Origin of the sequence: Sphingomonas sp. CL5.1, assembly GCF_013344685.1 — a bacterium.
Lineage (GTDB): Bacteria > Pseudomonadota > Alphaproteobacteria > Sphingomonadales > Sphingomonadaceae > Sphingomonas.
In genome coordinates this window covers 3502851-3526195 of sequence record NZ_CP050137.1, presented here as the reverse complement: position 1 = coordinate 3526195, position 23345 = coordinate 3502851, and the positions used below count along the sequence as shown (strand labels likewise).

Here is a 23345-nt window from a genome sequence, read left to right as displayed (position 1 = left end):
AAATGGCGAGCGACAGGTCAGGCGGCGATCACGGAGGCAGGCGGGGGAAGACGCGCACGGCGATTCTCGACGCCGCGATGCAATGCTGCACGCGCATCGGACTCGAGCGCGTGGCCATGAGCGACATTGCGACTGAAGCCGGGATCGGCAGGGCAACGCTTTATCGGCACTTCAACGATTTTGATGCCATATTAGTCGCGTTGATTTCGCGGGAAATTGCCGATCTTGTTCTGAAGTTGAAAGAAGTCGCGGCGTCATTTTCCTCATTGGAGGACAAGGCGATCGAGCCCATGATATATTGGCTAAGGGAAGCGCCGAGAATCCGCATATTGCAAATGCTGTTCGATCATGACGTCGCATCGCTCAATCGACTGGCTTTCTATGCGGATGAATTCAAGCTTCTGGGTGAGGATTATTGCGCGCTGATTTTCGAGCAGGCCGTGCGAGAGGGAAGAATAAGAAAAAATGTCACCCTGAAAGAATATGCCGAGTGGATCACGAGAATTCAGCTATCTCTCAGATTTTATTCTCACTACGATCATGACGACGAGGAGAGAAATAGAGATTTTCTCCGAAAATTCTTGATTCCTTCGTTATTTTTGCCGATTTATAATAGTACTTCATAATATATTGATATATGTGCACGGAGAAAGTAGGCGAGGATTGAGGGAACGATTGCTTGGTCAACGATGATGGAAATAAATTAACGTCCTTCAATTAGCCATGGAAGATTGGAAGGTGAGTAACTTCGCGATATTTCTGATTCCGATGATGATTGCCTTCATAATCGTCGCCGACTTTTTCTTCTTTCGGAACGATTTCCGGAGAAGGCTGATGGCAAATATCGTGATCGTCACCATATTTGGTATCACCTATGTGATTCTTGGCCGGCGTTCTTGAAACGTGCGCTGTTTCCGTTGACGCTGAACCGGACAGCCCGCGCCGCGTTATCGTGCGCAAGGATGAGCGTGGGATAGAATTATCATGCCGCGAACGGTGTTGGTGACGGGGGCTGAATCGGGCATCGGCGCGGCGTGCGCGGTGGCTTTCGGTGCCGAGGGCGACCGTGTCGCCATTGGTTATTATGCGGATGAGGATGCGGCACGCGTCAGCGCGGCCGCTGTCGTGGCTGCGGGCGGGGACGCCATGATCGTGCAATGCCACGTTGATAGCGAACAGTCGGTCGATCAGGCGTTCATCGCGATCGAGGAGCGTTGGGGCACCGTTTCCGTGCTGGTCAATTCGGCTGGGCGAAACATGAGTGGCGTGCTCGTGCGCGACATGGCGTTGCCCCAGTGGGAAAATCTGCTCTCGACCGACCTTACTGGCGCATTTCTCACATCGCGGCGCTTCCTCAGGGCGCGCGGCGCCGGGAGCGCCCCGGCCGCGATCATCCATATTTCGTCGATCCATGCCTATGCCGTCCGTGCCGGTGGCGCCGATTATTGCGCGGCGAAGGGCGGCCTCTCGCGGCTGGTGGAGACCCTGGCGATTGAGGAGGCGCCCAATGGCGTGCGGGTCAACGCCATCGCGCCGGGGATGATCCTCACGCCAATGAATGCGCACGCCGAAACAGACGCGACCTATCGTCGATCGCTGGAACGGAACATCCCGCTGGGCCGGGCGGGCACCGCGGACGAAGTCGCTGACCTTGCGGTGTTCCTTGCCTCGACGAAGGCAAATTATATCACCGGCGCGCAAATGGTGATCGATGGGGGCCTGTCGCTGATGCGGGGATTGGGTGCGTGACCGGGATGCCGCTTTCCCAAGACAAGGCAACCGCTGCGTTACCAGATCCGCCGGTTCGCGACACCGTTGCGCCCAATGGCGTCACCCTCGATTTCAACGTCCAGCAGATCGAGGACGTGTCGATCGATGGACCGCCGGAGCTGCTGGCCCGCGATCTGATGAGCCCTTTCGTCTGGCGTGACCCGAACGGGCGGTTCGGCATGATGGTGCGCGCGGTGGTCGCGGCGGGCGCCCCGCTTACCGATACCGGCCAGATCTGGGCGGGATGGAGCGACGATGGCGTGAGCTTCGCGATGCTTCCGCGCCCGGTCATCGTCCCCGGTCCCGATGTGAGCGATGCGGGCGGGGTGGAAGACCCCACCGTGGTGATTGATCTCGATGGCGGTTATGTCGTTTATTATACGGGGGTGCTCGCCGACATGGCGCATGGCGATCTGTGCTACGCGAGCGGGACGGCGATAGACCGGCTGGAAAAGCACGGGATCGCGCTCGCCTCCTCGAAATCACGCGGGAATACCAAGGAGGCGACGGTCGAGCGCGCCAGCGACGGGCAATGGCGGCTGTTCTACGAATATGCGGTGGAGGAATCCTCGCGGATCGGGCTCGCGATCGGCGCGGGCGTCGCCGGTCCCTGGATCGAAATGCCCCCGCCGTTGCTCCCTCGCGAGAACAATTGGGACGACTGGCATTTGTCGACCGGCCCGCTGTTGACGCACCCGGAGGCTCTGCCCGTGATGTTCTACAATGGTGCGACACACGATGCGCGCTGGCGAATAGGCTGGGTGGCGTTCGATCGCGACTATGGCGGCGTGATAGCGCGCGGCATCCAGCCCCTGATCACGCCGCCGCCCGTCCCGGACCGCTCCGCTCCCGATATAGCCTTCGCCGCCTCGACCGTCATGGTCGATCGTGAGATCTGGCTTTATTACTCGCTGGAGGACCGGCGGCTCGCCCGTGCCCGTATCCGCCGCAGTTGAATGGCGAGGGACGAAAACGCGTTTCAAAAACGGCGATATGTTCTGAATTATCGGTAATATAGTGGCATGCCGCAGGCGTTGGCGCCGGGCAAGCTGCTGATCTCGCTGGTCGATTATGCCCGGCCGATCGCGGCGAAGGCGGGCGACGTCGCGCCTTGACGTGTAGCCGGGCGGGGGAGGGAAATCCCCCGCCCGAACGCGTCATGCCATGCGCGCGCGGACCAGTTTTTCCAATACGGTGAGCGGCATCGCGCCCTTCAGCAGCACCGAATGGAAGGCGCGCGGGTCCCAGTTCGCGCCGGCCTTGGCACGGGCCTCGTCGCGCAACTTGGTCCAGACGGTGTGGCCGATCTTGTAGCTGCACGCCTGGCCCGGCCAGACCGTGTAGCGATCGATCTCGCCCTGGCTGCGGCCGCGCGCGATGCCGGTGATGGCGATGAGATAGTCTGTCGCCTTCTCGCGGCTCCAGCGCTTGGCGTGCATCCCAGAATCAACCACCAGCCGCGTCGCACGGAACAGCAGCGACTGGAGATAGCCGACCTGTCCGAGCGGATCGCCCGCGAACATCCCCATTTCGTCCGCCAGTTGCTCCGAATAGAGCGCCCAGCCTTCCGAATAGCCGCTGAAGAAACCGCGCCGGCGGATCAGCGGGATATCCTTGGATTCGAGCGCCAGCATCACCTGCAGATGGTGCCCCGGGATCGCCTCGTGGTGAGTCAGTGTGGCGAGGCCGAACTTGGGCCGGTCGAACGTGTCGCGCAGGTTGATGTAATAGATGCCCGGACGCGAGCCATCGAGCGAGGCGTTCTGATAATAGCCGCCCGGTGCGTCGGCCTGGATCGCCGGGGGTACGCGGCGCACCTCGACCGGGGCCTTGGGGAGAGTGGCGAATTGCTCGGGCAGCCGTGGCGCCATCCGGCGGATCTGCTGGTTGAGCTGTTCGAGCAGCGCGGCGCGGCCCTCGTCGGTATTGGGAAAGACCTGATCCGGCCGCTCGTTGAGCGCGACCAGCCGGGCGCCGACGGTGCCCTGCGTCATTCCCTGGGTTTTCAGGATGCCGTCGATCCGCGCGCTGATTTCCGCGACCTGCTCCAGCCCGAGCTTGTGGATCTCGTCGCCGGTCAGTTGCGCGGTGGTCGCGGCTTCGGCGGCGGCGGCGTAATAGGCATCGCCGTCCGGCAGGCGCCACACGCCGGCGTCATGCACCGCCTTGCCGCGCAATTCCTTGACCAGCGCGCGCTGCCGATCGAGCGCGGGGAACACCTTGTCCGCTACCAGGCTGGCGGCCTGCGTCGCGCGTTCCGGCGGCAGCCAGGCCTTCTTCAGCTTTTCCGCAAAGCCGGTGACGAGGCCGGTTTCCGCCGCGGGCCTGTCACGCAGCGCGGCGAACTGCTTGAGCGTGGTGTCGAGAATATAATCGGGCGCGAACACCCCTTTGCCGGCATCGATGCGCTGCTGCTCGGTCTCCTGATCGAGCACTGTGGCAAAGGCGCCGAGCCGCGCCAGATAGGCGTCGGCATCGGCCGCATCCTTCACGCGATGCTGGGTATCGAGAAAATCGGGGATATCCTGATAGGCGCCCGTCAGCTGGCTCAGCAGATAGGGCGAGAAGCGCCCGCCGTTAGAGCCATAGTGGAACCGCTCCTGTCCGGCGATGCTGCGTTCGAGCTGCCAGGTGACGACATCGAAATCGAGCCGCGCGTCCTCGCCGAGCGTCGCCGGATCGATCGCCCGGATCGCGGCGAACTCGCTCTTGGCGCGGGTGAGATTGCGCGCGGCATCGAGCGCGCCGCGCCCCTCGAGCTGCGACTTCAGCGCGGCGTTCTTGCCGGTATCGAGCCCGAGCCGGGTAGCGCCTTCGGGGTTGCTGACCAGCCGGTCGGCGAAAATCCGATCGAGCAGGGCGTGGAGCCTCGCATCGCCGCTGCCGGTTGCGGTGGCGGCGGCTGTGGCGTGAGCGACGGCCGGCAGGCCGGCGGCCAGGGCGGCGATACTGGCGTGGCCAAGAAACGAGCGGCGATTCATCGGTTTACTCCCCCGGGATGGCAATCGCGCATGGGTAAACGCGATCCGCCGCCGGAGGCAATGTTCAGTGGCCGGTGGTGGCGGAAAACAGGTTCATCACCACGACCCCGGCGATGATGAGCGCCATGCCGATCAGCGCGGCGGCATCGAGCTTCTGCCCCTGGACGATCCAGGCGATCGCGGCGATCAGCACGATCCCCACGCCCGACCAGATCGCGTAGGCCACCCCGGTCGGGATGTGGCGAAGCGTCAGCGAGAGGAAGTAGAAAGCCACGACATAGCAAATCCCCATAATCAGGGTCGGCACGAGGCGGGTGAACCCCTCGGACTGTTTGAGGAACGACGTGCCGATCACTTCCGAGACGATGGCGATGGCGAGAAAGGCGTAGCTCATCCGCATGCGATAGGGGGTGCCGGTTCGCCAGACAACGCTGGCGAATTGGCCTTCACCGCGGCCCGGCGATAGGACGCGGCGGTCCCGGATGCGTGGGTGGACGGCAATTACGTATCGGCGCGTGCGGGCGCATGCTCCGCCGATCGCCGCCAGCCACCGGCGCCTGACGCTCGGCGCATTATTCGGACAATCTCCTGTTGAGATCGCGGTGTGGGTTGCGGCAAAGGCGCGAGCCTGATGTTGAGTAAATCACCCCGCAAATTCGCTCTGGTCCTTGGCCTGCTCATTCTGGCCATAACCGGAGGCGGGATCTGGCTGCTGGTGAAACAGGGCTGGTTCGCGCCGGCGCCGACCCGGTTCGGCTGGCCCGCGACGCTGACGAATATGGCGGGTTCCGGCGTGCGCGGCTTTGCCGATGGCGAGCCAGCGAACGCGCGTTTCGGCGACCCGTTCGCGATCGCGATCGATCCGCGCGGTGCGCTTTATGTTGCCGATGCCGGCGCGCCCGGCCGCGTCCGCAAGATCGATTCCGACGGCAATGTCACGACCTTGCCCGGATCGTTCGACACGCCGTCCGGCCTCGCGCTCGATCGCGCGGGGAATGTCTTCGTCGCGGATACCGGCGCCAACACGATCCGCCGCATCAGCCCGGACGGCACGGTTACGACGATCGCCGGAGACGGAACCTCGGGCTATCGCGACGGCGCCGCGGCGCAGGCGCGGTTCAGCGGCCCGATCGGCGTCGCGGTCGACGGCAAGGGAAATATCTATGTCGCGGACAGCTACAATGACCGCATCCGCCTGATCGCGCCTGACGGTCAGGTGCGGACGCTGGCGGGGCAGGATGCGCCGGGTTTCGCCGACGGGCAGGGCGCGGCGGCGGCGTTCGATACGCCGACCGGAATCGCGCTCGATCGGCAAGGCGCGCTGCTCGTCGCGGATACCGGCAATGACGCGCTGCGCAGGGTCACGCCCGACGGTCAGGTTTCGACGGTTGCGCATAGCGACCCGAGCGATGGTGGCGGGCTGCTCAAGGGCGTGACTGGATTGGCGCCGACGCATGACGGGTTCGTCTATATCGCCTCCTTCCAGCGCGGCCGCATCGTGCAGATGTCGCCCACGGGAGCGTTGCAAGTGCTGGCGGGGCCGGGATCGATGATCGAAGGCAATGTCGCGCTCGCGCTGATCGGCCCCGCCGGGCTCGCGGTCGATCGGGCGGGAGCGCTCTATATCGCCGATGCCTCGGCCTATGCGATCCGCAAGCTTGCGCTACGCCGTGCGGAGGCCGCGCCAGCCGCGCTGCCGCAACCTGCGCCGCCGACGCTGGTCGGGGCGTCGATCGTTCCGTGGCCGGTCCGCCCGCAGCTGAGTTGGCATGAAGTGGTCGGCGATCTCGGGGAGGTGCGCGGCAATTATCGGGGCGAAAGCCGCGATCACCTGCACGCCGGGCTCGATATCAGCTCGCCGATGGGCACGACGGTCGTCGCATCCGCCGACGAGACGGTGCGCGATCCGATACCCAATTGGGGGCTGGAGGGGCTGAACGAGGGCCTGCGCATCGATGAATTGACCTATATCCACATGCGCGTCGGCCGCACGGATGCCGGCGTATCGCTCGATCCGGCACGCTTCGCCGTCATTCGCGATGCGCAGGGCCGTGTCGCTCGGGTGCGGATCAGGCGCGGTGCGCATTTCCGGGTCGGCGATCCGCTCGGCACGATCAACCGCATGGCGCATGTCCATCTCGAGCTCGGGCCGCCGCGCGCCAAGGTCAATGCGCTGTTGCTGCGCTTTCCCGGCTTCAGCGATCATGTCGCGCCGCGGATCGAGAATGTGCATATCCTCGATGGCGCGGGCCAGCGGCTGACCGCGACCGACAAGGGGCGCTTGGTCCTCCCGGCGACTGGCGGCGATGTCAGCATCGTCGTCGAAGCCTGGGACCAGGTGGACAATAACGCCGCGCGCCGCCGCCTTGGTTTGTACAAGGCGGGGTTCCAGATCCTGAAGGCCGATGGCACCGCGATGCCCGGTTTCGAACAGCCGCGCATCATGCTCGAATTCGATCGTATGCCGAACGCCGCCGGCGCGGCGAAGATCGCTTATGCGCCCGCGAGCGGCGATACGGTCCACAGCGATCAGCGGACGCGCTTTCTCTATGTCGTCACCAATGTCATGCGGCACGGGCGCGCGGAGGAGGGGGGCTGGAGCCCGGCCGACCTTCCGCCCGGCGATTACACGATCCGCATCTATGCCGCCGATCGCGCGGGAAATGTCGCGATCGACAAACGCGATCTGCCGATCACGATCCGCTGAGGGCGCGTTCCATCCACCGCGCGCCGGCCCCGTAGCCGGCGGCCTTCGCGGTGAGCGCCGGGGTGAAGCTGGTTGAATTCGATTTAATCGCAGATGAAGAAAGGGGCTCACTCCTCGTCCGCTGCGTCGAGTAGCTTCCTTCGCTCGCTACGCTCGAGGTAGAGGTCGCGACGCCGATTGGCGCCTAATAAGCGCCTCCTGTCATGCCGCTTCTGTGTTGGGCGTGCCAAGAGCCAGGACGCGCCCCAAGGCCACTCGAAACGGAACGATGTCGCGGTTGATGGTAGAGATCGCCCTAACCTTAGTCAGGTTCTCGCCTCGCTTGCGTCGACCGATGAGGGCAGGGGCGTCTTCTAGCCGTTTCCGCCATTCGCGGTGTGTTGGCGACGGAGCTTGTCCAATTTCATTCTAGGGCTGAGACTCATTCACAGTCAGAAGGCGATGGCGGTGGCGAGAGCGACGCCTGAGAGGAAGTTGGCGGCGAGTTTATCGTAGCGAGTGGCAACGCGGCGGAAATCCTTCAAGCGGCAGAAGGTGTTTTCGATGAGGTGACGGCCGCGATAGCGATCCTTGTCGTAGCGGATGCGCCGGCCGGGGATAACCGGGATGGTGCCCGTGTCGCGTAGCGAGCGCCGGAGCCGGTCGGCATCATAGCCCTCGTCGCCGAGCAGGTATCGCATAGGCCCAGCCCGTTCGAGGAGCGCGGGCGCCGTGCTGACATCGCTGACGTTGCCTGGCGTAGCGCATACGGGCGTCCGATAACGTCGGCGAGTGCGTGGATCTTTGTCGTCCAGCCGCCACGCGAGCGGCCGATCCCCTGGCTCGAGCGCCCCTTGGTCACAGGTTCAATCCCTGCGCGCCCACCATATTTTCAATGACTTACGATGAAGTATAGTCGGTTCCATGAAAAAAACATGGAAAACGGCGGTCGCCGACAAGGGGGCCGTCGGCCGCTGAGCGGGACATCCGAGTCGGGTCAACGGAACTTTCGGAACGGGAAGGTCGTGGATACGATCGACCGGCGCTACTACCGGTTGGTCGCTCCAAGCCCGCCAGATCGATAACGCTATTGCAGCATCATCATCATGGTCCAACCCTCGATCGGCACTGATCGATTTCCTGACTATCTTTGACTGGGTTTAATTGCTAACGTCAGTGCCGCGTCCGGTTTATTCTGTGGTCCGACAAGCACAGGAGAGATTGAGCCATGGATGCGAAGACAGGCGAAATGGGTTGTCCGATGGGCCAGCCGGCCCCGGTTCGCTCGCTGCTCGGCCGCACCAATCGCGACTGGTGGCCGGAAGCTCTCCCGCTGGAAATCCTCAATCAGGGCGGCCTCTCGCCCGATCCGATGGGCGAGGATTTCGATTATGCCGAAGCGTTCAACGCGCTGGACTATCAAGCGCTCAAGGCAGACCTCACGGCGCTGATGACCGACAGCCAGTCCTGGTGGCCTGCGGATTACGGCAATTATGGCGGGCTGTTCATCCGCATGGCGTGGCACGCCGCGGGCACCTATCGCACGGCGGACGGGCGCGGGGGCGCCAATAGCGGCCAGCAGCGCTTCGCCCCGCTCAATTCCTGGCCGGATAACGGCAACCTCGACAAGGCGCGGCGACTTCTGTGGCCGATCAAGCGGAAATACGGCAGGAATATCAGCTGGGCCGATCTGTTCATCCTGGCCGGCAACGTCGCGATCGAATCGATGGGTGGCCCGATCTTCGGCTTCGGCGGAGGCCGTCGCGATGTCTTCGAGCCGGAGCGCGACATCTATTGGGGCTCTGAGGAGCAGTTTGTCGGCCAACCGGGAAACAAGACCCGCATCCTCCCCGAAGAGGAACTGGAGCTGGAAAATCCGCTGGCGGCTATCCAGATGGGGCTGATCTACGTCAATCCCGAAGGTCCGGGCGGGGTTCCCGACCCGCTGCAATCCGCGCGCGACATCAAGATCACCTTCGAGCGCATGGCGATGAACCATGAGGAGACGGTCGCGCTGACCGCCGGCGGCCATACCTTTGGCAAGGCGCATGGCGCGGGCGATCCCGGCCTAGTTGGCGCGGCGCCGGAAGGGGCCGATATCGCGCTGCAGGGGCTGGGCTGGGCGAACGCCAACGGAAATGGCTTCGGCGCGCACACCGTCACCAGCGGCATCGAGGGCTCATGGGTCAACACGCCGACCCAATGGTCGGACAATTACTTCCGCCTCCTGCTGGACTACGAATATGAGCTGGTGCGCAGCCCGGCCGGCGCCCAGCAATGGCAGCCGATCAACCAGAAACCGGAGGACATGGCGCCGGCGGCGCACGACCCGTCGAAACGGGTGCCGACGATGATGACCACGGCGGACATGGCCCTGAAGATGGACCCCGAATTGCGCGTGATCTCGGAGAAGTTCCGCAACGATCACGAAGCGTTCAGGGATGCCTTTGCGCGCGCTTGGTTCAAGCTCACCCATCGCGACATGGGGCCGAAGGCCCGTTACCTCGGGCCGGAAGTTCCGGCGGAGGATCTGATCTGGCAGGACCCTGTGCCGGCGGGGAACGGTGCGTCTGACAGCGACATCGCCGCGTTTCGGCAGGCGATCCTCGGCGCGGGCTTCACCATCGGCCAGTTGGTCAGGACCGCGTGGGCTTCGGCATCGTCCTACCGCAGAACTGACCACAGGGGCGGCGCCAACGGCGCACGCATCCGCCTCGCGCCGCAGAAGGACTGGGCGGTCAACGAACCGGCGGAACTGGCGGCCATTCTCGCCGGGATCGACAAGCTGCGCGGCAACCTGTCGATGGCCGATGCGATCGTGCTGGCGGGCACGGCGGCGGTGGAAAAGGCGGCGAAGGACGCCGGCTTCGATATCGCGGTGCCGTTCACCGGCGGCCGGGGCGATGCGACGCAGGACTGGACCGACGAGGAGAGCTTCGCGGTAATGGAGCCGGCGGCGGACGGTTTCCGCAACTACCTCAAGACCAGGCAGTCGGTGAAGACCGAGGCGCTGCTGCTCGATCGCGCCTCGTTGCTCGGCCTGTCGGTCCCGGAGATGACGGTGCTGCTCGGCGGGCTGCGCGTGCTCGGCGCCAATCACAAGGACGCGCCGGAAGGCGTGTTCACGAAGCGCAAGGGCCAGCTCACCAACGACTTCTTCGTCAACCTGCTGGACAACGACACCTTCTGGAAAGTGATCGACGAAAGCGCGGACGAACAGTTCATCGGTTATGACCGCGCCGGCAGGCAGGAGAAGTGGCGCGCGACCCGCACCGACCTGATCTTCGGCGCGAACAGCCAGTTGCGCGCGGTCGCGGAGGTCTATGCCGAGAAGGGGCATGAGGAGAAGTTCGTCCGCGATTTCGTGAGCGCCTGGACCAAGGTGATGAACGCCGATCGCTTCGACCTGCCGCAGAATCCCGACAGCGTGGAGCCGATCGGGATCGCCGAGCCGGCGACGGTCGGGTAGCGGGACCGGCGCGCCGCAGCCGGGCACTTCCCGGTCGCGGCGCGCCTGATCCCGGAGACGGATCGTTCCCGATCGCTTCCGACACCGCCCCGTCATGAGAGGCATTGCGGATCGATCGACCGTGGAGAGGATGTTCGATGGATCGAAGTCAGGTGGATTCGCTCGATCCCCGCAGGCCGTATTGGGCGGCCGCGGTGGAGGCCCCGAGCCGTGACTGGATCGCCGCCCCGGGCTGCCGCCCCCATGCCCGGTTCCTCGTCGATGGAGAAGGGAAGGTGCCGTCGCGGGCGCGTTTCGCGCTGTTCGAAAGCCGCGCCGATTGCCTTGCATGGCTGATAGCCAATCGGCGCGAACTCAGCGAGCATATGCCCGGAGCGACGATCCGCCCGGTGTCGTTGGCCAACTGGTTGCTCGGGCTCGCCTGACGTCGCTGGTAATCGTGCAATCGGATGTCCCCTTTGGGCGAAATCTGCCATTCGCGCTGATCGTCGGGAACGGCAGCCAAATCTCCAACGTCAGTCGTTCACGAGCGCATGCCCGCGAAGTGGACGAACGGCAGATTTCAAGACTACGAATCTGAGGGTCGGACGTTCGAATCGTTCCGGGCGCGACATTTTCCTTAGGAAAGCAATGGCTTGTAGCGGGATAAGAGGTCGGTTGCGGGCCGCTCTTTTTACTGCGTAATCGCCCTGGCTCGTGTCCATTCGAGATTGAGTCACTCGATCAGCCTGTGTTTCGGCACAAGCCAGTCGGACGACAGCGCGACTGGAGAATTGGAGTGGCTATCAGCGCCGCAGCCTCGCCAAGACCAAAATGCACTGCTTCAAGCTGCTCGGACAGCGCGTCGCATCTCGTACCTTCGATCGTCAGATTGCAGAACTCAAAGTCCGTGCTGCAATCCTCAATCGATTCTCGCAAATCGGAACTCCAACCACAATCCGCGCCGCATAATATTCGTCAATAATACCACCGTCATACTGCGGTTACGTTATGCAACAAATCCATGTTGGATCAGACTACATCACGGCTGGTAAGCCACATGAGTCATGATCTCTGAGTCTTTGTATAACATACGATAATAATTATATAATGTTAATAATTTATTTATCCGTATTTTGGCGCGCCGATATTTTTTGCAAGAACGGTGATCGGCGTGGCCGGCCCCAACGCATAGCCTATTGCCAAGCTGGCCAGCCTATAAAGCTTCTCTAGCGCGTTGAACAAAGAAGCTTGATCCCTTCTCGTACGGAACGGATCGTGCTGCAGCATTCGGGATTGTCATATTTGAGATAGACTCATCGGAGATCATCAGAATTTGTAGCGGGAACCGAACTTTCAAGTGGGTTTGGTTTAGTAGAAGCCAATCGAGATATTGTGAAGGCTCGCAGTTCATAGGGGATTGGCATAAATGGCAGATAATGACTTGCAACGCGATTAAATAATTCGTTACTGACAAAAATCAGCGAGACTGACGGACTATAATTCCGCGAACGATGATGCTGGCGATCTCCTCAACGATATAACTCCGATCCCGATTGAACGGCGCCGGGTCGTTCACGACCCATGTAAAGATGCCGGGCAGTGAAGCTGATAAGATATCGTAGGGCGCGAAATTCCTCATGCTTCCTTCCCTTTGCCCCTTCTCCAGCATCGTCCGATACCCTTCGGTCAGTTCCTGCGCATGGATGTTGACACTGCGGCGTTCCTTGGCGCTCAACTGACCGAAGCCGACATAGGGAAGCAGCATCGCCATGTCGGGGTCGCTCATCGCCAGGATCATCTCCTTCATCACGCCGTAGATAGCGGTGAGGCGCGAGCCCGGCGAGCGCTGCGCCATATACAGGCCGGAGAAATAGAATTTATAGGCCCGCTCGATACAGGCATCCAGCAGCGCGTCCTTCTGCCCCACATAATGATAGATGGTGCGCTTGCTGATCCCGAGCGCGGCCGCTACGTCGTCGACACGCGTCCCGCCAACGCCGCGGCGGTTGAACAGCAGCGAGGCGGCTACGAGGATCGTTTCCCGGCGAGCCTCCTCCAGCGCCGCGCGATCGAACAGGTCGATCCTTGCCGGGCCGGTATTCAGCGACGGAAAGGGTTGGCTCAGATCGGGTTCCGGAGAAGCCGCCAACCCGTGGAACAGGAGCTCCCTCGCACCATTGGCCTGCTGCGGGTGGGCGCTTTGCAGCAACCAACGGCGCGCCAGCGGGGCATAGGTGATCATGCCGATGATCGACAGCGCGACGATCTGCGGATCGACTGCGCGAAACTGCCCGCTGTCGATGCCGCGCCGGACGATCACGGCGACGGCGGTGACCAGGGCTTCATGCTGCGACCGGATGATCGCCTGCCTCTCTTGCGGAAGGACATCGATTTCGCTCAGCGCCGCGACTTCCCGCTGCGCGCCTGAGATGGCGGCCGTCAGGAAGTTGTCGAGTATCCGGAGAGGATCGTCGGTCGCGGCAGCGGCGGCGTCTAACGTATCGACAAGGACGTCGCACGATCTCTTGTAGCATTTGAAGAGCAGGTCGTCGCGATCGCTGACATAGGAATAAAGCGCCGGTCTGGTGACGCGCAGGTCCCTGGCGATTTCCGAGAACCATTCGACGGAAACGCCCATCGTGTTGAGATGCTTCGAGGCGACGACGACGAGCGTCTCCCACCCAAGACGATTGCCGTCGCTTCGCTTTTTTTGGGCCAAGACAGATTTCCCCCGTTACCAGGCGCAGCTTGGTAACCGCAGGTAATTTCCGTGAAAAGGGCAGGCCCGTCGGACGGCAGCGTCAGGCACCGGCCACGCCAAAACCGAGCCCCTGGAAGCTTCCTTCCGCCCGCCATTGATGGATGAGGTCGAAAAAGGCGATCGATCCTCTGCCATATTGCTCGTCGATCGGGCCGTTCCCGTCGCCCGGGTGCCCTTCGTTGTTATAATAGCCGGGGGTGCAGGCTTCCAGGAAATCGAGGTTTCGCAGCTTCGTCTGTCGGATCGTTTCCACCCATTCGGCTTCTGCCGCTTCCGTTGGTTCAATGATATCCGCCCCGAGAGCGCGCGCGCGATCGAGCACGGCGGTGACGTGATCCGCCTGTTCGAGAAGCATGTGGCAGAAATTTGTGGTGATTGTTCCTTGGGTTATCCCGAGGTGAAAGCAGTTCGGGAAGCCATAGCTGTAGAAGCCGTGCAGCGTTTTCACGCCGTCTTGCCAATGATTCGTCAGCGTCTTGCCGCTGCGCCCATGAACTTCCAGTCCGGCCCGCCGCGTATAGGCCGTGCCGATCTCGAAGCCCGTCGCGAAAATGATGCAGTCCACGGGATATTCGATTCCATCGACCACCGGCCCCGCCTTGCTGACCCGCTCCACGCCACGCCCCGACGTATCGATGAGCGACACGTTCGGACGATTGAAAGCGGCGAGATAATCGTCGTTGAACGTCGGGCGCTTGCAGAATTGGCGATACCAGGGCTTGAGTGCTTCGGCCGTCCGCTCGTCCGAGACGATGGCGTCCACCCGCGCGCGGATCTCGTTCATCTTCCGAAAGTCGGCGAGTTCGGTCAGGGCGGCGAGCGTCTCGGGGTCCGTTGCCCCGGCCTCATGCCGGAGCGTGATGCCGGCAAGGTTCCGCATTATGTCGGTCCAGCCGTCATTCACCAGATCCTGATCTTGCGGCACGCCCGAAACGAGCGCGTTGAAATTCTCCATCCGTATCTTCTGCCAGCCGGGCTGGAGCGATGTCACCCACTCCGGGTCTGTCGGGCGATTGCCGCGAGCATCCACCGATGACGGTGTGCGCTGGAACACGAACAACCTCTTCGCGTCCCGCGCGACATAGGGCACGCACTGGATGGCGGTGGCGCCTGTGCCGATGATCGCGACTCTTTTGTCGGCCAGCCCCGCAAGAGCGCCGGCGCTATTGCCGCCCGTATAGGCATAATCCCACCGGGAGGTGTGAAACATATGGCCGCTGAATCCGTCGATTCCCGGAATGCCCGGCAATTTCGGCCGGTTCAGCGGGCCGCTGGACATCAGGACAAAACGGGCCTTCATGCGGTCGTCGCGGTTTGTGGCGATCAGCCATTTCCCCTCATCCTCCAACCAGCGCATCTCCGTGACGATCGTGCGGAAGCAGGCGTCGCGATAAAGGTCGAAATGCCTTGCAATCCGCTCGGCATGTTCGCGGATTTCTGATCCGCGGATATATTTTTCGGTCGGGATATACCCGGTCTCTTCAAGGAACGGCAGGTAGATATAGGATTCCGTGTCGCACTGGATGCCGGGATAGCGATTCCAATACCATGTCCCACCGAAATCGCCGGCCTTCTCGATGATCCGGATATCCTCGAATCCGGCACGGCGCAGCCGCGACGCCGCGATCAGCCCGCCGAAGCCGCCGCCGATGACAAGGATTTCGATTTCGTCGTTCCTCGGCCCGCGCGTGAAATCCGGATTGTCATAGGGATCATCGAGATAGTGGCTGAACTCGCCTTCGACCTCGAGATATTGCGCGTTGCCTTCGGGACGGATCCGCTTGTCGCGTTCCTGACGGTATTTCTCGCGTAGCGCATCGAGATCGAAATCCGCGGCGATCGCATCCTTCTGCGTGACCATGACGTTTCACTCTCCGAATTGTTGCGCCGATGCCTTCCGGCGATTTCCCGACCGCTCGCCTGTCCCGGCCCCGCCTGACCCATGAGCTTGAATTACGATCAGGTGTAATTTGGCAATTATAAGTAAGCCATATGCCTTCGGCTGTGCTGCCTCGAATCTTTCAGCATCGGTGGACCGAATGGGCGATGCGGTCATCCGAACGCCTCGCCGGAAGCGCATCGCCGTGCCGCCCGGTGCCGAGCATGGCGAACGCGCCCGCGACTGACATCGCGCCGCTGACCAGCAGCGCAGCGGAATAGCTGTTGATCAGGTCGAAGCTGTAACCGAAAGCGACCCCGCCGATCGAGAAGGCTACGCCGTAGCCAAACCCCAGCACGCCGTAGATGACGCCGAAGGCGCGGTGCCCGAACAGCCGTGCGGTGAAATAGCCGATGAGATTTCCCTCCGCCCCCTGTCCGAACCCGAGCAGGGCCATGCTCCCGATCAGGACCGGCGCGCTGCTTGCCGGCATGGCGAGGATCAGCAGGCCCGCGACCGGCAGGATCAGCGACGCGCAGCCGACGAGCCCCGGCCACAGCCGGTCGAGCAGCACCCCCGTCGCCAGCCGGCCGCCGATGACGCTGGCGGAGAAAAATGAGGCATAGAGGCCGACCTCGGCCGCGCCGACGCCCTTGTCGGACAGCAAAGGTTGCAGATGCCCGACGATGCCGCCCGCGGACACCGTGCCCAAGATAATCGCGGCGAGCAGCAGCCAGAACGGCCGCGATCGTATAGCTTCGTGCAGGGTCGCGCCTTCCGCCGCTTCCATCGCGCCAGTCGTGGCGGGGCGGCCATCGTCGCGGAGCAGGAACGCGGCGACTCCGCCGGTCACCAGCGTCAGCGGTGCGAGGAGCAGGAAGCCGGCGCGCCATCCCCATGCCGCGATCGTCGCGGCGAGGATCGGGAAGACCACGACCGACAGCACGTATCCGCCGCTCATCCCGATCGATACCGCCGTGCCGCGCCACCGCTCGAAACTGACGATCAGCGGCCGGGTGAAAACCAGCGGGCTGGACAGCGGGCCGGCGATCAACCCGATGAAGGCAATCAGACCCAGATAGATCCACAGCGCGTCGGGCATGGCCGACAGGACGACATAGGACAAAGCGAACAGCATCGTTCCCAGCGCGACGAAGCGCGCGACGCCGTAGCGATCGACCAATATCCCGAACAGCGGGAGCATCATCGAGGTCAGCAGCGGCGCGAAGGCGACGAGCGCCAGCTCGCCGCGCCCCCAGCCGAACTCCGCCTGAAGCGGCTTCATGAAGAAGCCGATGACGCCGACGAACATGCTGATCCCGGAGCCCATGCCGAGAACCGAGGCGAGCAGGACGCGCCACCCGTCGCGCCATTCGGCCCGGGGCGCGGGCGCCGCCTCGCACCACGCCTCCGTCATCGGCAGGTCCAGGGACTTGCTTCCTCGAGTTGATAGGCGAGTTCCAGCAGGAGGCGTTCGCCGCCCGCTCCGGCGGCGAACTGGCTCCCCACCGGCAGGCCCTCGGAAGTCAGCGAGAGCGGCACGGACATGCTCGCCACGCCGGCGGCATTGTGCGGCGGCGTGAAGGCGATGTAGCGATCGAGCCGTTCCTGCATCAGCTCGTAAGGCAGCCCCGGAGCGAAATGACCGATCGGCGTCGGCGGATCGCTCAGCACGGGGCTGAGGACGACGTCATAGCCGTTCAGCCATTCGGTGAAGACCCGGCTGTATCGCGCGACGTCCTCGATCGCCGCCGCAGCCGCTGCGGGATCGCGTCCATGCAGCTCGGCAAGCGCCAGCGTATAGGGTTCGACCAATTGCTCATCGAGCGTCCGCCCGAGGCTTTCTTCAAGCTCCCTGACCGTATGCGCCAGGCCCGATCCCGCCATCTTCATGAAGGCGGTGAAGAACTCCTGTCCGAAGGGCCAGACGGCCGGCTCGACATCATGGCCCAGGGTCTCGACCAGCGCCGCCGTTTGCTCGATCGCCGCCGTGACCTCGGGGTGGGGTATCTGACCGCCGAATCCCGTCAGCAGCAATCCCACTTTGAGCCGACGCCCGAGTGGGGCCGTCACCAGCCCGACCGGGGGCAGCATGGCATCGCTGCCTTTGCGCTCGACGACATCGAGGAAGGTCGCGGTATCGCGCACCGTTCGCGACACGCATAGCCCGACCGCGATCTGGATAGGGGATTCGTCGGGGACTTCGGCCAGCACGGTCCGCTGCCGCGCCGGCTTGAGGCCGAACAGACCGCAGCACGAAGCGGGGATGCGGATCGAACCGCCGCCATCGGTCGCATGGGCGACTGGAATCACGCCCGCCGCCACGGCCGCCGCCGCGCCGCCAGACGATCCGCCGGTCGAGAAGGCCGGGTTCCACGGGTTGCGCGCCGGCCCGGTCGCATTGGACTCGGTGGTGGGCATCATGCCGAATTCGGGTGCGCCGCTCTTGCCGAACAATGTGAAGCCGGCCACCTCCATCGCGTCGACGAACGGAAGCTGGCTCGTCGCCTTCGGCCCGCCTTGCGCGAACCGCGCGCCGTGGCCGGTCGTGAAGCCGATGGCGTCGGACAGATCCTTCACCAGCATCGGCACGCCGGCAAAGGGGCCGGCACGTTTCGCGCCGGCCGCTGCCTTTCGCGCGCGATCGAAATCGGTGCTGACCAGGAAATTGAGCGACGGTTGCAAGCGCTCCGCCCGCGCGATCGTCGCTTCCATCACCTCGGCCGTGTCGAGATCGCCGCGTCTTATATAGTCGGCCGTCGCCACCGCATCTAGCTGGGCCAGCGGATCGTCGAATGCCGATACGCCGGGCCGCTCGAATTCCACGCGCACCTTTTCCGCTTTCATGCTCATCTGTTCCCGCGCCTTGTCGAAAGAGCGATGACCTCGCTCAGAAATTGCTGGTGATGGTCACGCCGAGCGTGCGCGGGGCGACCGTGGTGTCGGCATAGAGGCCCGATCCGACCGTCCACTTCGTATAAGTGATGGGGTGGGTATCGAGCAGGTTCTTGGCGAAGACCGATATGTCGAGGTTGTCGCGCCGCAATCCGATGCGAGCCGCGACCAGGCTCACGCCGCCGTTGCGCCGCGTCACCGAATTGAACAGCGCATTGGCCGGATCGTCCATCAGGAAGGTCGAACTATATTGATTGTCGGCGTGGAAATAGGGGCGGAACCCACCGAAATCCGCCCGCGCCTCGTAATCGAGCGCGAACGAAAGCTGCCACGGCGCGGCATTGAGCAACTGGCCGTCGGTGACGAGGTTCCCCGATACGCTGGGGATCGTCTGGGTATATCGCGCGTCGGTGTAGCTCAGGGAAAATGCGGCGGTCAGGCCCTCGACAGGCCGGACCCGTGCCTGCGCCTCGAAGCCGCGGCTCTCGGCCTTGCCGAGATTGTCGATGTAGCTGAAGCCGCAATGGGGCAGGGCCACCTGGTTCTGGATGTTGCGCCACCGGATCACATAGGCGCTCACGTCCCACACCAGCCGGTGGTCAAACACCTCGCCCTTGGCGCCAGCTTCGTAGCTCCATACGGTATCGGAGGAATAGGTCCGCGGACTGTTCGTGCGTCCCACCAGTTGCAGGTCCGGGCCGCATAATGTGGTCACTGGGGCGTTCGCGCCGCCGGGGCGGAAACCCTTCGCAGCGGTAGCGTAGAGGCGCACATTATCGGTCGCTTCATAGGTCACGCTGAATTTGGGGAGCGTGTCATTCTGCGATGCTTTCCCGGTCGCCGCGCTGTTCCCGCCGTTGAACGGACCGCTTTGCGCGTTGGTGAAACGGAACCCCGAATGCGCCTGACGGATGCCGAGGGTGAGGGTCAGCTTCGGCAGAACCTTGAAATCGACCTGGGCGAAGCCCGCGATCTGCGTGTCCCGCGATTCATCGGTGCCGGCATAGGCCACGCCTCCGGGAAGCAGCGGCGAGCCGAGGGCGAGTTCGATCGGTACGCCGTAGAGATTCTGGATCAGGTCTCCCAGCGTCGGCGAGACGACGCTCTGGTAAGCCCGCTGCCGGGACACCTGGTAGAAGCCGCCGATTACCCAGTTGAGTCGTCCGTCGAGGCTGCGCCCCTGCACGCGCAATTCTTGCACGAACTGCTTTTGCGGGTTGGACAGATAGGTGGTGGAGGGCGCGTTCGGGCCGGTGTAGTTGCCCGTCAACACCTCCTGAATCGCGAACGTATAGTCACGATGCCCCCGCAGCCTATGGTCCAGCCATGAGGTATTGGTAATGATGCTGACGTCGCCCTGATCCCATTGCATCTTCAATGCCGGAAGCACGAAGCTGTCGTGGCTCGGATCGGTGCTGAGATATCCGCTGACGAAGCGGTGCTGATCGGGATCGGACAGGTTGCGCCAGAAGAACGCGCCCGCTCCCGTCTGTTGCTGCTGCCAGAAGATGCTGGGGGTGATGGAAAGGCCCTCGACCGGACGCCATAGCAAGGCGGCGCTGATCGCCTGCGTTTCGGCATCGTTGACGTTCCTCTCGCTGGCGCCCCCGCCATATGGCTGGTGATCGATCCAGCCGCCGTCGCGCTGGGCATAGGCGCTGAGCCGGACGGCCAGTCTGTCCTCGACGATCGGGCCGCCGGCGGCGACGCCGAACTGATAGCCCATCCCGCCCGACTGGACCGCCGACACCTCGGCCCGGGCATGGCCGCCCCATTGGTTAAGATCCGGGGACGGCGTGATGAATCGCACCGTGCCGCCCTCCGACGATGCGCCGAACAGCGTACCCTGCGGCCCCTTGAGTACCTCGATCCGCTCGAGGTCGAACACGGCCGGATAAGCGGAGCCGGCCGCCTGACCGGCGCCCAGCAACCGGACCTGGATGGGGGTGTCGTCGATATAGATCGCGGTGGGCGAGGTGCCGACGAGCGATGCGATGCCGCGGATCGCGATCGACGTCGAACTGCCTTCCCCGCTCGCGCGGCTTATGACGAGGCCGGGCGTCAGGCGGGTGATGTCGTTGACGTTCGATATCGCCAGCGAGGTGATGGCGGCCTGACCGAAGGCGGTGATGCTGGCGGGCACGGATTGTATCGACTGTTCGCGGCGCTGCGCCGTGACGACGATGTCGCCCGTTTCCCGCGCGGCCTGGGCCTTCTGCTCCTCCGTCGCGCCGCTCTGGCTCGCTTGCGCCGGCTGGCTTTGGGCGTTTGCGCCCGACGCAATACCCAGCGCGCCGAAGCCTGCCGCATACAGGAGACAAATGCGCGAAACGCTGCTCGACCTGCTCATTTAGCCGTCCTCCCCATGCGCCCCGAATAGGGTCTGTTACGATTAGGTGCGTTTATTCACCCATTCGATATATGTGAGTCAAGCTCTTCATTACTGACACATCCGCAACGAATAGATTCAGGGATGCCGCCGTTTGGGCGACGCCAACCATCATTAGGCCAGATGTCAGGCCATCCTCGGGAGTGGCGGCTGCCGCTACAAGCGCGGGATCGATCCACCGATCTGCTCTGGGCGATCGAGGCCATCCGGTGGAACGGCGTACGTGTTGTCGCCATGGTGAACGACATGGAATCTCCGCTGGCCACGTTGGCGGACTTCCCGGTGCCACCGCACGCCGGGACCAAGCGAAGCGTGACGGCGACGAAAAGCTATATCCGTAGCCTGTTCGCTGGCCTCTATCTGACGAGCTTGCTGGCCCCGGGACGGCTTCCTTTGGCTTGCTGAGGTACCCGGGCTTCCTGGCGCGACGTGGGCGCTGGACCGGGGCGTGCTGGCCGAAGCGTTAGCCGATGCGTGGCCTGTACGTCATCGGGCGCGGTGCGGCCTTTCGATCGCGGCGGAAGCGGCGCTTAAGTTGAAGGAGACGTGCGCGCTCCATGCGGAGGCGTTCAACGCCGCCGAGGTCCGCCACGGTCCGATGGCGCTGTTCGACCTGGATTTTCCGTTGCTGGTGTTCCGGCAGGAAGATGAAGCCGCCGACAGCATCGAAGTGCCCGTCGAGCTTTCACTTGTTCAAGGATATCGCGTGTTCGTGACCGGTGGTCTAGTCACCGGCGCGGTCCGTCTGGAAACTGTCGATGTGGTGCCGGTCGTCCAGCTGCTGCTCGAAATCCGGTCCTTTTGCGGAGCGGTGAACGCAGTAGCCTTGCGGCGCGGTATGGACCCAGACATCCGCCCTTGCTGCGCATCTCACGGTGATCGCGTAGTGGCGTGGAACCACCACAGCGCCGAGATACCGACGATCGCGCCGCGCTCGGCTCGCGGGCGAAATCTTTATCGATTGAGATCGGCCGAGAACCACTTTAGCCGACCGTTAACCCTGAAACTCTTTGTTCGAGATAGGGTTGACGTGCGCGATTTCGATCGCGTCGACCTTGGCGCGGTCATCACTGGACCTTCAATTCGTTCGGGTGGCTGATTGAAAGCTGCCTCGAATTCTGTGGCACGTATCGCTGCTTCTTCGGTTTAGACTGGTCAGTGGATTCGCTTTATCCGGGAACGTTCGAGAATTGTTCGACACCTATGCCCGGATCATCACGCCTTATTCGATCAACGAACAGGAGGCGATGAAGAACGGCAACGCCTCGCGCTTCTTTCGATTCTGATCGCGCCGCCGGCGATTAGTCGCGCCGGCTGCCGGTGTCGAGGAACGCACCGCTTTCCAGTCCCTGCTGGATTGCGGTCTCGTCCAACCCCCAGCCGGTAAGGATTTCCCGTGTTTGCTCGCCGATCCGGGGCGGAGCACCATATATGCCCCCCGGCGTTCGCGACAGGCGAGGAGCAGGGCGAGGGTGGTCGAGGTCGTCGAAACGAACGAGTGCGCCGCGCGCACGATTGTGGGGATGGCTACCGGCCTCATCGAGGGACAGGACCGGGGAGAAGCATGCGTCCGGGCAATCGGCGAAATGCTGAATCCATTCGTCGCGCGTGCGACGAGCAAAAATGTCGGCGAACAGCGCGCGGAGCGCCGGCCATTGCGCACGATCGTTGCGGTTGGCAAGGATTGCCGTGTTCAATCCCAGTTTTTCGACCAACGTGCGATAGAAGCGTCCCTCTAGCGCACCGATTGCGACGGACTTTCCGTCCTTCGTCCGATAGGTGGTGTAGAATGGAGCGCCGCCGTCGAGCAGGTTCGCACCTCGTCTGGCATTCAGATGCCCCGCCTGCCGCATGGCATGGAACATCGTCAATAGTCCGGTCACGCCGTCGACGATCGCGCCGTCCACGACTTGTCCTTGCCCGGATTGCTGCGCCTCGAACACCGCGCACATGATGCCGAACGCAAGATAGGCCGCGCCCCCGGCATAATCACCGAGCAAGTTGAGCGGCACCACCGGATCGCCGCCAGCTGGCCCGATCATGTCGAGCACGCCGGTTAGCGCGACATAATTGATGTCATGCCCTGCGTCCTGCGCGAGCGGGCCTTCCTGTCCCCAGCCGGTCGCGCGTGCGAAGACGAGTTGTGGCCGGCGGACAAGGCAAACTTCCGGGCCAAATCCCATTCGTTCGGCGACACCGGGTCGGAATCCCTCGATCAGCACGTCCGCTCGTTCGACCAGCTTGAGCAGCGCGGCGAGACCTGCGCGCTGTTTCAGGTCGATGGCAACCGAGCGCTTGTTGCGGTCGCGAAGGTTGAATCTGGTCGGCAATTCCAAAGCTAGATCGGCTTTTACGACGCGATCGACGCGAATGATGTCCGCGCCCATGTCGCCGAGCATCATTCCGCAGGACGGCGTGGGGCCAAGCCCGGCGATCTCGATCACTTTTAACCCGGTGAGCGGCCCCGTCACGCATCGTTCTCCCGAAAGCCGCGGCGACTTTGCCACCTATCGCACGAGTGTATTCTATGCCA

15 protein-coding genes and 2 pseudogenes are annotated in these 23345 nt (G+C 63.2%); 8 read left to right on the top strand and 9 right to left on the bottom strand.

Annotated features, from left to right (window positions below):
- Positions 1-2: 2 nt before the first annotated feature.
- The 3 genes from F9288_RS16955 to F9288_RS16945 all read left to right on the top strand — a co-directional run bounded on the left by F9288_RS16955 (position 3) and on the right by F9288_RS16945 (position 2726).
- Complete coding sequence (locus F9288_RS16955; RefSeq protein ID WP_174837870.1) at positions 3-626, top strand: TetR/AcrR family transcriptional regulator; 624 nt, start codon at positions 3-5, stop codon at positions 624-626.
- 358 nt (positions 627-984) lie between these two features.
- A complete protein-coding gene (locus tag F9288_RS16950; RefSeq protein WP_174837869.1) occupies positions 985-1749 on the top strand; it encodes an SDR family NAD(P)-dependent oxidoreductase in 765 nt (254 codons plus the stop codon).
- A 5-nt stretch (positions 1750-1754) separates the two neighbouring features.
- On the top strand, positions 1755-2726 hold the full coding sequence (locus F9288_RS16945) for a glycosidase (RefSeq protein ID WP_174839145.1): 972 nt from the start codon (positions 1755-1757) through the stop codon (positions 2724-2726).
- Between the two features lie 201 nt (positions 2727-2927).
- Here F9288_RS16945 and F9288_RS16940 read toward each other — a convergent pair whose 3' ends face one another.
- Positions 2928-4751 carry a DUF885 family protein gene (locus tag F9288_RS16940; RefSeq protein WP_174837868.1) on the bottom strand — a complete coding sequence of 608 codons (1824 nt, stop codon included), beginning with the start codon at positions 4749-4751 and terminating at the stop codon, positions 2928-2930.
- Positions 4752-4815: 64 nt separating this feature from the next.
- The gene (locus F9288_RS16935) at positions 4816-5145 is read right to left on the bottom strand and encodes an SMR family transporter (protein WP_217482545.1); all 330 of its coding nucleotides are present in this window, start codon (positions 5143-5145) and stop codon (positions 4816-4818) included.
- Positions 5146-5382: 237 nt separating this feature from the next.
- Between F9288_RS16935 and F9288_RS16930 the strand changes: the two genes are divergently transcribed.
- Complete coding sequence (locus F9288_RS16930; protein WP_174837866.1) at positions 5383-7458, top strand: gluconolaconase; 2076 nt, start codon at positions 5383-5385, stop codon at positions 7456-7458.
- A 431-nt stretch (positions 7459-7889) separates the two neighbouring features.
- On the opposite strand, the pseudogene F9288_RS16925 reads toward F9288_RS16930, so the two are convergent.
- Positions 7890-8281 (bottom strand): annotated as a pseudogene (locus tag F9288_RS16925) (IS5 family transposase); the annotation flags it as partial.
- Between the two features lie 384 nt (positions 8282-8665).
- Here F9288_RS16925 and katG point away from each other — a divergent pair.
- From katG to F9288_RS16910, 3 genes and pseudogenes are all read left to right on the top strand, one after another.
- Positions 8666-10906, top strand: a complete 2241-nt coding sequence (katG, locus tag F9288_RS16920) for a catalase/peroxidase HPI (protein ID WP_174837865.1) — start codon at positions 8666-8668, stop codon at positions 10904-10906.
- A 152-nt stretch (positions 10907-11058) separates the two neighbouring features.
- On the top strand, positions 11059-11331 hold the full coding sequence (locus tag F9288_RS16915) for a hypothetical protein (protein ID WP_174837864.1): 273 nt from the start codon (positions 11059-11061) through the stop codon (positions 11329-11331).
- Between the two features lie 343 nt (positions 11332-11674).
- Positions 11675-11857, top strand: a pseudogene (locus tag F9288_RS16910) (IS5/IS1182 family transposase); the annotation flags it as partial.
- Positions 11858-12365: 508 nt separating this feature from the next.
- Here F9288_RS16910 and F9288_RS16905 read toward each other — a convergent pair.
- From F9288_RS16905 to F9288_RS16885, 5 genes are all read right to left on the bottom strand, one after another.
- On the bottom strand, positions 12366-13607 hold the full coding sequence (locus tag F9288_RS16905) for a TetR family transcriptional regulator (protein ID WP_174837863.1): 1242 nt from the start codon (positions 13605-13607) through the stop codon (positions 12366-12368).
- 82 nt (positions 13608-13689) lie between these two features.
- Positions 13690-15510: an NAD(P)/FAD-dependent oxidoreductase gene (locus tag F9288_RS16900; RefSeq protein WP_174837862.1), complete on the bottom strand. Its 1821-nt coding sequence runs from the start codon at positions 15508-15510 to the stop codon at positions 13690-13692.
- Between the two features lie 160 nt (positions 15511-15670).
- Positions 15671-16945 carry an MFS transporter gene (locus F9288_RS16895; RefSeq protein WP_174837861.1) on the bottom strand — a complete coding sequence of 425 codons (1275 nt, stop codon included), beginning with the start codon at positions 16943-16945 and terminating at the stop codon, positions 15671-15673.
- On the bottom strand, positions 16942-18381 hold the full coding sequence (locus F9288_RS16890) for an amidase (protein ID WP_217482544.1): 1440 nt from the start codon (positions 18379-18381) through the stop codon (positions 16942-16944). The genes F9288_RS16895 and F9288_RS16890 overlap by 4 nt, the downstream gene beginning before the upstream one ends.
- A 37-nt stretch (positions 18382-18418) precedes the next feature.
- Entirely contained in the window at positions 18419-20773 is a 2355-nt protein-coding gene (locus tag F9288_RS16885; protein ID WP_174837860.1) for a TonB-dependent receptor, read from the bottom strand.
- A gap of 487 nt (positions 20774-21260) precedes the next feature.
- On the opposite strand from F9288_RS16885, the gene F9288_RS16880 reads away from it, so the two are divergent.
- On the top strand, positions 21261-21911 hold the full coding sequence (locus F9288_RS16880; protein ID WP_174837859.1) for an SIS domain-containing protein: 651 nt from the start codon (positions 21261-21263) through the stop codon (positions 21909-21911).
- Positions 21912-22113: 202 nt separating this feature from the next.
- On the opposite strand, the gene F9288_RS16875 is transcribed toward F9288_RS16880, so the two are convergent.
- Entirely contained in the window at positions 22114-23283 is a 1170-nt protein-coding gene (locus F9288_RS16875; protein ID WP_174837858.1) for a CaiB/BaiF CoA-transferase family protein, read from the bottom strand.
- Positions 23284-23345: the final 62 nt, after the last annotated feature.